The 12,982-nt window shown below is 45.6% G+C and carries 8 protein-coding genes and 2 pseudogenes; 6 read left to right on the plus strand and 4 right to left on the minus strand.

Annotation, left to right across the window (positions count from 1 at the left end):
• Positions 1-56 precede the first annotated feature (56 nt).
• Positions 57-1,583: an extracellular solute-binding protein gene (locus ACFQ0C_RS31095; RefSeq protein ID WP_379372639.1), complete on the plus strand. Its 1,527-nt coding sequence runs from the start codon at positions 57-59 to the stop codon at positions 1,581-1,583.
• A 1,367-nt stretch (positions 1,584-2,950) separates the two neighbouring features.
• Here the strand turns inward: ACFQ0C_RS31095 and ACFQ0C_RS31100 are convergent.
• Both ACFQ0C_RS31100 and ACFQ0C_RS31105 read right to left on the minus strand, forming a co-directional pair.
• Positions 2,951-3,622 (minus strand): hypothetical protein, encoded by a 672-nt coding sequence (locus tag ACFQ0C_RS31100; RefSeq protein WP_379372641.1) that lies wholly within the window; start codon positions 3,620-3,622, stop codon positions 2,951-2,953.
• Between the two features lie 465 nt (positions 3,623-4,087).
• Entirely contained in the window at positions 4,088-5,359 is a 1,272-nt protein-coding gene (locus ACFQ0C_RS31105; RefSeq protein ID WP_379372643.1) for a TolB family protein, read from the minus strand.
• A gap of 144 nt (positions 5,360-5,503) precedes the next feature.
• Between ACFQ0C_RS31105 and ACFQ0C_RS31110 the strand changes: the two genes are divergently transcribed.
• The 5 genes and pseudogenes from ACFQ0C_RS31110 to ACFQ0C_RS31125 all read left to right on the plus strand — a co-directional run bounded on the left by ACFQ0C_RS31110 (position 5,504) and on the right by ACFQ0C_RS31125 (position 10,940).
• Positions 5,504-6,343, plus strand: coding sequence for an AraC family transcriptional regulator (locus ACFQ0C_RS31110; protein ID WP_379372645.1), 840 nt, complete (start codon positions 5,504-5,506; stop codon positions 6,341-6,343).
• A gap of 380 nt (positions 6,344-6,723) precedes the next feature.
• Positions 6,724-8,248 (plus strand): annotated as a pseudogene (locus ACFQ0C_RS31115) (endonuclease MutS2); the annotation flags it as partial.
• 167 nt (positions 8,249-8,415) lie between these two features.
• A pseudogene (locus ACFQ0C_RS39175) lies at positions 8,416-8,694 on the plus strand (endonuclease MutS2); the annotation flags it as partial.
• Positions 8,695-8,907: 213 nt separating this feature from the next.
• On the plus strand, positions 8,908-9,495 hold the full coding sequence (locus ACFQ0C_RS31120) for a TetR/AcrR family transcriptional regulator (protein ID WP_258211676.1): 588 nt from the start codon (positions 8,908-8,910) through the stop codon (positions 9,493-9,495).
• A gap of 68 nt (positions 9,496-9,563) precedes the next feature.
• The gene (locus ACFQ0C_RS31125) at positions 9,564-10,940 is read left to right on the plus strand and encodes an MFS transporter (RefSeq protein ID WP_379372650.1); all 1,377 of its coding nucleotides are present in this window, start codon (positions 9,564-9,566) and stop codon (positions 10,938-10,940) included.
• A 99-nt stretch (positions 10,941-11,039) separates the two neighbouring features.
• Here ACFQ0C_RS31125 and ACFQ0C_RS31130 read toward each other — a convergent pair whose 3' ends face one another.
• Entirely contained in the window at positions 11,040-12,320 is a 1,281-nt protein-coding gene (locus ACFQ0C_RS31130; RefSeq protein ID WP_379372652.1) for a hypothetical protein, read from the minus strand.
• The gene (locus ACFQ0C_RS31135) at positions 12,307-12,903 is read right to left on the minus strand and encodes an RNA polymerase sigma factor (protein ID WP_379372847.1); all 597 of its coding nucleotides are present in this window, start codon (positions 12,901-12,903) and stop codon (positions 12,307-12,309) included. The genes ACFQ0C_RS31130 and ACFQ0C_RS31135 overlap by 14 nt, the downstream gene beginning before the upstream one ends.
• Between the last annotated feature and the right edge of the window lie 79 nt (positions 12,904-12,982).

A 12,982-nucleotide genomic window follows, 5' to 3' on the forward strand; every position in this document is an offset into this window, starting at 1 on the left:
TAAGAGGCAGGAAGGCGCACGAAAAACCAAATGAAACCAGGGGAGGATTTACCACAATGAGAACCAGTAAAATGGAAAGAGCAGCAAAAACAACAGCGATAGCTATTCTCGCAACTACAATGCTATCAGCCTGCGCAAGCAATAACACTACGGCACCTAACGATTCGACAGCAGGCAAGGTGGATGAAAAGCCGGAAACTATCAGCATCATCACTGAGTTTAATACACCTGAGGCTCCGGGACCCGACAATCCGGTATTGAAGGAATTCGAGAAACGGACGAATACAAAGCTGAATATTATGTGGACGTCGCCTAACAGCTACACGGATAAAATCAATCTCGTTCTAGCTTCCGGTGAGATGCCTGACTTGGTGAAGGTACTGGATTTCAACAGCTCTTTGATGCGTCAAATGATTCAACAGGGAGCTTTCTGGGATCTTACCCCATATATCAAAAACTATCCTCATTTAATGGAGTACCCGAGCACAGTTTGGGAAAAGACCAAAATTTCCGGGAAAAATTATTTGATTCCATCCGTACGTCCCCTGCATGGAGGACCTGGATTACCGATTGTGCGTAAGGATTGGCTGGATAAGCTAAAGCTGAAGGTTCCTGAAACGTTGGATGATATGTACAATGTGATGAAAGCTTTTGCCGAAAATGATCCGGATGGCAATGGCAAAAAGGATACAATCCCGATGGTTCCAAGAAATGACCTTAGCTGGGTGGAAGGGGTACTTAATCACAGTAACGGGAAATGGAAGGAACAGAACGGCAAGCTGATCGATACGACATTTGAACCAGGCACACGTGAAGCGCTGCTGTGGTTAAATAAGATTTATAAAGAAGGCTTCATGCCTGCCGACTATGCCATCATGAAGGAAACACAGTCCGAGGATCTCGTTAAAACAGGAGTTGCCGGAATCTATCCTAACACTATTGAAGCGATTTGGAGGGTTCAAGCCGAGCTGATCAAGACGAACCCTGAAGCTAACTTTTTGCCTCTGAGCTATTTGAGCTCAGCAGCGGGTAAATATGCTCCATCCACTCCGGGCTTTAGCGGTGTATACTTGATTCCGAAGTCTGTACCGGAGAATAAAATGAAGAAGATTCTCGCTTTGATGGATTATGGTGCATCCGAGGAAGGTTTTATGCTTGCCTGCTATGGCTTAAAGGACATTCATTACACAACTGACAAAGAGGGCTTTAAAATAGCAACGGACCAAGCGTTCAAGGATAGCGTATCCCAGAGCTCATTCGGCAAAATTTTCGAAAGATACGATAAATACCTGTGGGCTTACCGGACCGGCATGCCGAAGGAGCTTTTCGAACGCAACAAAAAGATTGTGGATGAGCGTGAAGCTGTAACCGTCAATGATCCAAGCGTAGGCTTGATTTCCGAAACGTGGCTTAAGGCAGGACCGGATTTTACGAAGAAAATCGGTGATTTAAAAACGAAGGTCATTATGGGGCAAGAACCGATTGAGGCGTGGGACAGCTTTGTTGCCAAATTAAAAACAGATGCGACTTACACAAAGGCAATTGAAGAGATGAATCAAGCTTACCAAGCTGCCAAAAAATAAGCACTAGCTTATCAGGCTGTCTAAAATAATCACCAACTTACAGGTTGCCAAAAATAAGCGCTGACTTACCAGGCGCCCTAAATAAACACCAACTTGAGTGTTTGTGAATAATTGGAAATAAGTCCCCCACGGGGCTTATTTTCATTTCAATAGGGTTACCACTGCATATATGTCGGTGGGAGAGGTGCGCGTGAATTCCGGGTCGCGTTGGAAAGCAGCATGGAGATACTCCAGCTCCGCTTACTTGGTTGCTGCCGAATTCTTTCTTTTTCGTGCTTCCCGGAGCAGTAGATAGGTAGGATGGCTACCTGACGATTCAACCCCATCCTCCCCACCTTCTCACTTCCATGCGGTACATATCAATCTCTTAGGCAAGTCCCCTCATTTTTGGAGGAGGCTGGGAGCTTACAGCTTGAGGGGCATAATAAGCTAGGGGGGCAACGCCTCCCTTGTGCAACACCACAACTCCCGCTCGGGTCCGAGCGCGTTGTAACGATTGAATAGCAGTGAGTGACCATTTGGCCGAAGATGTGCTGACTACGGTAATAAGTGTGAGTGATCGGGAATGTGCTGACTAGGGTAACAAGTGTGAGTGACCGGGTACGTGCTGACTAGAGTAACAAGTGTGAGTTGACTGGGAATGTGCTGATTACGGTAACAAGTGTGAGTGACGGTGAACGTGCTGACTAGAGTAGCAAGTGTGAGTGACTGGGAATGTGCTGATTAAGGTAACAAGTGTGAGTGACAGCAGATGTGCTGACTAGGGTAAAAAGTGTGAGTGACGGTGAACGTGCTGATTAAGGTAACAAGTGTGAGTGACGGTAGATGTGCTGATTACAGTAACAAGTATGAGTGACGATAGATGTGCTGACGAGAGTAATATGTGTAAGTGACTGGGAATGTGCTGATTACGGTAACAAGAGTGAGTGACCTGGTACGTGCTAACTAGAGGTAACAAGTGCGAGTGACCGGTTACGTGCTGACTAGGGTAACATATTGTGAGTGACGGTAGATGTGCTGAGTAGGGCAACAAGTATGAGTGACGGTAGATATGCTGACTAAGGGTAACTTGTGTGAAGAAATCTAAGGTTTAGCAGTGCTTTTTCGTTACTTTTGTGGATAATCTGCCTTTGCTATGCACCCGAATTGCCCCGGAATGGACGACTAAGCTAATTGAATTTGAATTAACTGGAATTCCTCCTGTAAATTTGACATAGAATCCCGAAAAGATGAAGTTAACTGGAAATCCTCCATCTATTTAGGGCACTTGGGTAGCAATTGGCTGAAATTAATAGAATTAACAGGATATTTTCCAGTTATATGTATTAATAATCCATAAATGTCAAAATTAGCATGATAAATTCCAGTTAAACGAGAAAGTTTAGCATACCAGGAGCCAATTCGTATCGGACTACACGTTCTCCTTTGCCGCGCAAAGAGGGAAGCAGCCAGCCCTTGGTACACAACTTTTGCAGCATCTGAACAGCCGTCTTATGATCGATTTCAAAATGGAGCTCCACATCCTTCGGCCGAATAGGCTGAGCCAATTGAGCTGCGAGTAGGATGATTTCTTTCTCGACGAGCAGCACGCGAGAGATCGGTCCCCGACTCGTCTGGTATCTGCTCAGAACCATGCGCAGCAAAGCGATGCATAGATCGGGACGCTGCTCAATGTCGTCATAAGCGAAGGAGATAACGGAGTATCCCATCGCATGAAGAAAAGTTTCGCGGTTCAATTCGCTGCAATATTTGTGCCGGTCCATGTCTCTTACGTGCGATGCAAAGCCTTTGATTTCAAATAATACTTTCACGTTACCCGGAAGCCAGGCCAAATCGGCAAAGTAAGACCGGCCCCGCCAATCGAGAACTTCGTATTCGGGATGGAGCTCCTCGAAGTTTCCACGGAGCGGCCACCAGACATTTTTTAGAAACAGCGATTCAGCGTGTTGATGTCCCCTCTCTAGTCGTGACCGTCGTTCGCCTGTTCTGCTTTCTAGATGATGACGGATAAATGCGGCGTGTGCTTCTTTTAAAGTCATTTTCTGATCCTCCCTGGAAAAAATAAAAACGCCCCGTTCCCACTCATCAGAATGGGAAGGGACGTTCTTCATCACTTGCTTTTTATTATAAGCGCAGTACATATGATCGAGCAAGTGATGATAATTGGCGGCAGGGGCAGGGGGCAAGATTATTTACAACAAGAGCTGGTGCATCGACCGATAATAAAATTACATTTCAGCGAAGCGAACAATGTTGCCTGCAGAAAGTTGCTAGCAGAAAGTTGCCTGCACAATGTTGCCCGCAGAAAGTTACCCTCACAATGTTGTTCACAGAAAGTTACCCGCACAATGTTGCTCACAGAAAGTTACCCGCACAATGTTGCCTGCAGAAAGTTGCCAGCACAATGTTGCTCACAGAAAGTTGCTCGCACAATGTTGCTCACTGAAACCTGCCAACGGAAACATAGAGGATCGTTCCTCTAATCAGACGGAGGATTCTTTGCGCTATTCGATGACGCGACTGAGGTCGGCGATAAATATGCGTCTTGTTCCGTTGACGAATCCATTGAATACAACATGCTTATCGTCCGGAGCCCATGCGGGATGCGGATCGAGCCGAAGTGTAGATGTAACCTTCGTCCCTGGATTGCCGACATTAATCCGCACAAGAGTCGTTTCGGTTTTGCTCACAAGGTCGATTAAACGTAAAGGAACCGTTCCGTCTCCGAAGGTGACCTTCTCCTTCTCATAAGCATCGGTCAGAATGTGACGCCCGTTGGGATGAACCGTAGGATGACCGGAGCCGGGAAATTCCTCAATGATTTTCTCAAAGCCTGTGCCGTCCAGGTTCGCTTGAACAAGGTACAGCTGCTTGTCTCCATCCAGGCACAGATTCATGGAAAGCTTCCGTCCGTCAGGGAACCAGTTGATATGGTGTCCGCCTTTATCCCATTGCTCTGGACCTACGGCTACATGAATATCGCTGCCGTCAGGTTTCATTGTGATGACCCAGAACTTAAGGGGGTAATCCGTAAGCTTATTCCAAGGCTGTGCCTCATTCGTATCGAACCATCTCATTGTAAACAGCAATCTGTCGCCTTGCGGATTGAATTTGCAATGAAAGCCGTAACATTCACCATGCTCATACAGCTTCTTGTCGATGGCAGGCTGGGCGCGGTCGAATACCTCTTGGATCGACACAAGCAGCTTGCGCTTGCCGCTCTCCGTATCGGTGATGTATAATCCGTCGTCATCACGGAAGCCAAAGTTGCGGGGAACAAGGTCATCGGGAACCATGACGCCATAGCCGTACTGGGTACGTCTCATCCGCTTCATGCATGCAGAGATAATGCTCTTCCTGTCAGGTGAGATGCGGTAGATGCTTCCTTCGAGCCTTCTCTTTTCACCGTTATGAGGGTTCAGCTTCACACAATAGGGCTCCCAAGCTGCCGTATCCACATCGTTGTAATAGATGGAGTCGTCATCGGTACCCCAGTTAATATTGGCTCCGAGCTGCGGCTCCCAGCCGAAGGTTTCGGCTACCACGCGCTCTTCTGCCGTATGCAGGTCTATAAGGACAACTTCGGCGGCTTCGCCGGGCAGTGGCAATCGGTCTTCTTGAGGCATGCGAAGCAAGGCCACATATCTTCCGGATGGGCTCACTGGCGAAGTATCGAAAAAACGGTGAAATGAGCCCTTGCTTTCCGGAGTCAGGCACCACACAGGGACTAGCGGATCATACTCGGTGTAGAGTGGGAATTGCTCGTTAATGATCAACTGGGATCTCTCCTTTATTGAATTGCACATTTATCTTAATTTCATTGTAATCGCTGCTCAGAGAGAGATGTTTATCCGCAGAAAAGATGTTTTTGTCCATAGGTTATATAAAAATATTGGAATGAATGAAAGAAGGAGGCGCTTATGGGAAAGCACGGTGTAGATATACGATGGACTTCCAGATATGACTACGAGCAGGGCGGAAGGCTAAATCCTCATGAACATGATTTTTTTCAAATCATTTATTTTATTGATGGAAAAGGTACATTCACTCTAGCAGAAGCTGAATATGTCATTTCTCCGGGTGTGTTTATTTTTATAAACCCCATGCTGAAACATGGCTTCATCCCTTACGGGAATTCGAAAATCAAGACACTTGATCTGAAATTCGATATTAGTGACAAAGATATTTTGGAAATGGCGAGCGGTTTACAAGCCTATCAAACGGATGATTCTATGGTAATTAAAGATTTGCTTGAAAAAATAAGGTTCGAAGGTTTGAATAAACGATTATTTTACGGGGAGATGGCTTGTCTGTCCTTGATCCAAATCTTATATACTTTATTCAGGCAGAACGGCGAGCCTCCCAAGCAAAAAAACGTAACACAAGCTGTTTATAAATTGAAAAACGAGCCTATAGAAGCGGCGCAACGGCTGGAGCATTATATACAAGAGCATTATGCTGAGGAGCTGTCTTTGGGAGCGATTTCGGCTCAGTTATGCTACAGCAGTAACTATTTGAGTCAAATTTTTAAAATAAATTACGGCTGCACCTTTACGAATTATTTGAGAAGAATAAGGATTGAGAGATCGAAGGAATTGATTTCCTATTCAGCCTTAAGCCTGAAGCAGATTGCAGAATCAGTGGGGTTCAAAACGATTTACCATTTCAGCAGAGTGTTCAAGGAAACAGAGGGAATTAATCCGGGAAAATGGAAAGTAAGGGAGCTCGAAGGGATTCGCAAGGATGTGCATTTCAATTAGTCGGATACATATGACAGACATTGACTTCATATTCAGAAATAAGCTATAGTAGGATTATCTTTTACTAAGGGAGAGATTTTGATGTCGGTGGCCGTTCTTAACTAAAAAATTCCATAAAGAGGTTTCGCTAATCCATGAACAAATTTGCTGATTTGGCAATGTTTATTTGTTATGGCCTAATGGTAGCCTCGGAATTAGTTAAGAACAACGGATATCATACAATGCCTTAGGTGTATTCCTATCATTGCACCCGGATCCGTGCTGAGTTCAGCGCGGTTTTTTTATTTTCCGGGGCTTTATTTAGGTGTCGATAAAAGGGCGGAGAATGACGTAAGTTCATTCTTCGCCCTTTTTTTATTTTTTTATAAGGAGTGATAAAAATGAACGAGAAAGCATTACAGCGACTAGAGTACAACAAGGTCAAAGAAATTTTGATGGGGTACGCGATTTCATACTTGGGGAAACGGCATATTGATCAGATGCTGCCGATGACTTCGGGTAAACTAGTAAGAAAAAAACTGGATGAGACGGCGGAAGCCAAGTCTTTAATTCGGCATGGAGCAAGCGTTCCGGTTCCTTCGCTGGAAGGGATTGAAAACATAATAACGCTTCTCGGCACGGGTTATGTATTTAGTGAAAAAGACTTCATGCATATCCAGCAATTCCTTACCAGCTGCACGCAGTTAATGAAATACATGGCGGCCAAATTGGAGGTTGCCCCTCATGTTAGCAGCTATGCGGCTTCCATGTACGAGATGGCTAAGCTGAAGTCGGAAATCAACCGGTGCATTCGAAACGGGCAGGTGACCGACATAGCAAGTAAGGAGCTGCTAAAAGCTCGTAAGCGAATATCCGTGTTTGAAGAACGGCTCAAAAGTAAGCTGGATTCCCTCATGAGCAAACATCGTTCCATCCTGCAGGAGAATATAATCAGTACACGAAGCGGAAGGTATGTGCTCCCAATCAAGAAAGAGCATCGAAGACTGGTAAAGGGTACGGTGCTGGATGAATCGGCAAGCGGTCAAACGGTATTTATCGAGCCGGATGAAATTATGAGCTTTCAGTTTGAGCTTTCAAGTCTCAGAGCCGAGGAAGCACGGGAAGAAATGAAGGTGCTGAGCGATTTGACAGCTCTTGCAGAGGAATCCGCACAACAATTCCAAGTTAACGTGGAAACCGTTGGCACCTACGATTTTCTGTTTGCCAAAGCTAAATATGCTTTAGCTATCGGAGGTTCCAATGTTGAATTAAACGAGGAAGGAATGATTGGACTTCGTGAAGCGAAACATCCTTTGATGGGCAATCATATGGTTCCCCTTCATTTTGCAATCGGTAATAACTACAAATCACTTATTATTACAGGGCCGAATACAGGGGGAAAAACACTGGCTTTAAAAACGGTCGGTTTGCTAACCGTCATGGTACAGTCGGGTTTACTTGTCCCTGTGCAGGAAGGAAGCTTGTTTTCGGTATACACAAACGTTGCTGTGGATATAGGCGATGGGCAGAGCATTGAGCATGCGCTCAGTACGTTTTCCGCACATATTCGAAATGTTATCGACATTTTGCAAATAGCCGACAGCTCCACACTTGTGCTTATCGATGAAATGGCTTCCGGGACGGAACCTGGAGAGGGCGTCGGCTTGTCTGTTGCCATTCTGGAAGAGCTGCATAGAAGGGAAGCTACTGTTGTGGCGACAACCCATTTTACGGAGATCAAAAATTTTGCCGCGGCAGCCCCGGGCTTTGAAAATGCGCGAATGGAATTCGATGCGCAAACGCTCCAGCCCCTCTACCGCCTGCGGATAGGGGAAGCGGGTCAAAGCTATGCCTTCCAGATTGCCTTGAAGCTGGGAATACCAGCCGAAATTATTCACAGATCCCGTGAAATTACAGCAAGCGGTATCTCGGTTAAAGTGCCACAGGAAATTACGATGGCTGAGCCGGAACCACTTGTGAACGCAGGGAGCAGCAGAGTTCGGCAACCGGAAACCCGTACATGGCCCATCGAGCCTATTCATAAGGAGGAAGCTGAAGCAGGTACCCTGAAACATGAGACAGTTGCTGCAAGCTTTCAGCTCGGTGACCGCGTGTTCGCAGCTTATTTAGGCCGCAGCGGCATTGTTTGTGAAACCGAGGATTCCATGGGCCACATAGGTGTGATGATCCAAAAGCAGAAATTGAAAATAAATAAAAAGCGACTTGTGCTTCAGATCGAAAGCAAGGACTTGTATCCTGAAAATTACGATCTGGATATTGTATTTGAAACCAAACAAAACCGCAAAATGCGGAAATTGATGAATCGCAAGCATGTGAAAGGATTAACCATTGAAAAAAGACCGGAGGAGTAATAGCTGCTGAGATGAAAAAGGGTTAGCTGTCCCTCAATCAGAGTGTGGGTCAATGAAACATAGGGTCCGAATGAATGAAGTCCGCGTAAACACGCGGGCTTTTATAATTTCAAAAAATATTTCCGAAATTTAGGTTTCCTGTTCTTTACATTTTAATCATACTCGATTAATATAAGAATGTAAGTAAGTACTTGCATTAGGAAGGGTAGATAAATGAACAGCAATCAAAGTACTAGTGATAAGCTTTTGTTGGCAGCAATCGATCTAATGGCAGATAAGGGGTATGATGGCACAACCACTAAGGAAATTGCCCTTGCTGCCGGAGTGAACGAAGTCACGTTGTTTCGCCATTTCGGAACGAAAGAGAAGCTGCTTCAGGCCGCATTTAATCGCTATCATTATGGTCAAGAGATGGGAAAGCTTTTTAATGAAGCCCTGCAAGGAGAGCTGCATTCGGATCTGCTTATGCTTAGCCGAACGTATCATAAGATTATGAGCCGGAACAAGAAGCTAATATCAATCGCTCTAAAAGGGAGCAGCAATCTCCCTGATGAGGTTCTTCAGGAGGCCTCGCGCAATCCGAAATATTTGAAAAGCCTTTTAACGAAATATTTGACGACCATGTCTGAACAAGGTAAGGTTGTGACTTCGAATCCTGAGCTGAATGCACTGTCTTTCATGTGGATGAATTATGGCGCATTTATCAGTAACCTGAATGCAAAAGAGGCTGTCTCAGATGACTCGCTGGACGAATTTATCGAGGAAAGCGTGCGGCTATTCGCTAGGGCATTAACCCCCTAGCTTTTTTATAAAACAGTATGCAAGTATGTGCTTGCATACAAATCCATCAAAAAGGAGAGTAATTAATTATGAATTTTGATTCAAAACAGCACAAAGGTCCGATTCTAATGCGCTTAATGATGTTTACCGTTATGATGTCATCCATGAGCTCCCTTATGTTTAACATTGTGCTTCCGCAAATCGGTGAGGAGTTTCATCTGACCCTTGCTCAGGTGAGCTGGCTGTCATCCGCCTATACGCTAATCTATGCGTTTGGCACTGTGACTTACGGGAAGCTTGCGGACAGATTTCAGCTTAAGAGCCTATTGACCTTCGGTCTTACGTTGTTCGCGGCTGGTTCTCTAATAGGGCTTGTTTCCCAAACCTTCTGGTTAGCGCTTCTCGGAAGATGCCTGCAATCTGCGGGGGCCGCAGCTATACCGGCAATTGCACTAATTATCCCTGTGCGGTATTTTTCGCCTGAGAAGAGAGGCTCCGCATTAAGCATGTCTGCCGTTGGGATTGCGCTCGGAAGCGCTCTTGCACCTGTCATTTCAGCGATCGTTGTGAGCTTTGTGAATTGGCGCTGGCTATTTTTACCTTCCTTGTTAATATTGCTGTTGCTGCCACTTTATCGTAAATATTTGGAGCATGAATCGAAAGAAGCCCCTCGGACCTTCGATTGGCTCGGTGGAAGCTTACTCGCTGCCTCCATTACGCTGCTTCTGCTTGGGGTGACGAATCTAACCTGGTCGTATTTGGTTTTCGGAGTAGCCTCTTTAATCCTCTTCATTGTACGAATTTGTACGACTAAAGATGCTTTTATTGAGCCTCGATTGTTTCGAAATAAAAAGTATGCCAGCGGGCTGGCACTTGCATTTCTCATCGCGGGTATAGGCATTTCCTTATATTTGTTAACTCCGATCCTATTCTCGGAAGTGTACCGCCTAGGCTCCAATTGGATCGGCTTCGCCATGGTTCCTGCTGCGGTAGCCTCTGCCATTCTGGGACGTAAAGGCGGCAAATTGGCGGATTTGAAAGGAAACTCCTATCTGATCTCTGTTGCTTCCGGTTCTTTAATTACTTGCTTTGCCTTGTTGTCCATTTTCACAGGAATTTCTCCGCTTTGGATTTCATTCTTTTTAATATTCGGTAATGTAGGCCAATCTTTCCTGCAGATTGCGATGTCCAATTCCATTTCAAAATCATTGCCCAAAGATCAGGTTGGAGTAGGCATGGGGCTGTTTTCGATGATCAGTTTTATATCCCAAGGAATAGCTGCCGGTGTTTACGGTATTGTAGCGGCACATGGTTCATCCGCTAGTTGGAATCCGTTAAATGTCGAGCCGGGGAGTTACGTGTTCAGCAATATTTATCTTGTTCTTGCCGCTATGCATGTGGGGATTCTGTTGTTCTACCGCATGCAGTTCCGAACAAAAAATCCAAGTGTTTCAATAGAGCGCTAAAGCAGCAGGAAGGAGCAGGCACCTAACGTTAAAATAACCTTCAATCTCGCTATCGAAGCGGGATTGAAGGTTATTTCAATAATACTTGATCCGTTACTTTTACTTCCCAAGCAGCATTCTGCTTTTTTTCTTCCACGTCTCAATAAACGGCTCGTCAACAGCCCATTGGACCATAACTACGGACTCGTCAGGGGTTAAGCCTACAGACAATAGCGGCATAGGAATCAACTGGCCTTCCATTGGATAGACAACGATATCCCGGTCTGTCACGACACCTACCATTTCATCATTGGGCGAAGTAAAGGCGTCTCTGGCGTCCGGGCGTACTTGCAGAATATCTTTCCAGCCTACAGTTAGCCGGTCATAGGAAACTACCGAGGTGGGCAGTTTTAGCCGCACTTCCCGAAGCTCATATTGGTTCACGTCCTGTTCAGCAGGACTGCTGTAAGACGCTATCTTGGGTACCCATTCCCCCTGATTCCGAACAATTGCCCAGCTTTCTCCATCTGGAAACAATTGGCGTGATTTGGAGGCATTGGAGCCAGATAATTGTGTATCTTGGCTATTATCTGCCTTCCAGGCTGGTTGTGCGGAGTCAGCGTACAGCTTGCTCAAGGAAACATGCGGGTCTCGTACAGGAGCCAGCGCATTTTGAGGTTTAGCCTGGGCTAAATCCGGCAGTTCCTTAACCCAAACATATTCAGACTGCACCTCTTTACCTTGCTCCTTTTGGTTAACGGTTTGTGAAATGGACAAGTATCTGTTGCCTGCAAAGAGCAGCTTTTCCGAAACTTTCAAGGGCTTGGATGGTTTCAATGCCAATGCAGGAGAGGTGTTTCCATCTGCTGACAAGGAAGCCTTGAGCATTCGATACTCCTCATTAGAGCTAACCTGGCTCTGAGTGGTGATCTTCGTAAAGTCTGTTTTATAGGGCATTAATATTCCTTCGCCCTCGGCGACTTTGCTCAGCTTCCCTTGCTCCTCGGCAAGCAGTAAAGTCCGGTAAGTGCTGTATTCAGGGCTATCGCCTGCCGGAGGATGATCCTTGCGCAAGCCTATCAGCATCGCGGAATGAACCCGGAATGCATTAATATCGGTAGAATGCAATGTTGATGCCGGCGTTTCGCGTAAAGTGATTTTATCACCTGGTATTCCGGCAGAATCTTGGTTGAATGGTTCATGCCAATCGACTGTCAAGAACAAGGCTGCCAACGCAAGAGAGGTACAAATGCCACTGATCCAAGGCATCCATTTCTTTTGTTTATCGACTTGTTTTTCCACATTGGCTCCAATACGTTTCTTCAATTTATCGGAGAACCCATGCTGGCTAAGCGGTCCATCGGCCAAGCCTTTTAGCAACTCGTCGTTAGTCGGATCCATTGCTTTGATTCTCCTTTAATTTCGAAATTTTTTTGCGGGCATGGAATAATCTCGATTTTACGGTTCCCTCAGTGACGCCTAATATTTGTGCGATCTCTTTCATTGAAAGCTGGTAATGCGCGTACAGCAGCAGGATCTCCCGGTATTTGACAGGCAGCTGCAGCACCAGCTTCCATAGGTCGTTTACCGCCAGTTTATCAATAACGGCTTGCTCGGTCGAGGGTTGCACACCTGAAGGCGCTATAAAGCTCATCAAGCTTACCTTACGGTAGAAGGCGGAGCGGCGATAGTCCAAAGTCATATTGCGAGTAATGGTCAAAATCCATGTTTTCACAGACGATTCGTTACGAAATGTATATAAATTGCGGTACACCTTAATAAAAACTTCCTGTGTTATATCGTCCGCCTGATCCCATTTGCGGGTAATACTGAAGGCGTAATTCCACACATCCTTACCATAAGCTGTCATTAGCTCTTCCAAGATAGCTTTCTTGTCGGAGCTTTTTGACAAATATTTCAAGTAATCAAAATTCACCTTGGATTCCAACACTGCCACCTCAATTATTTGACGATCGGCTCTCATTAAAGGTTCAATTTCCATAATGAGGCGTCTCGACCTGCACTCTTCTATACCTAGCTTACCTTTTTGTGCGTTACTTGAA

Source organism: Paenibacillus sp. GCM10027630 (genome assembly GCF_042676305.1).
In the GTDB taxonomy this organism is placed as follows: domain Bacteria; phylum Bacillota; class Bacilli; order Paenibacillales; family NBRC-103111; genus Paenibacillus_S.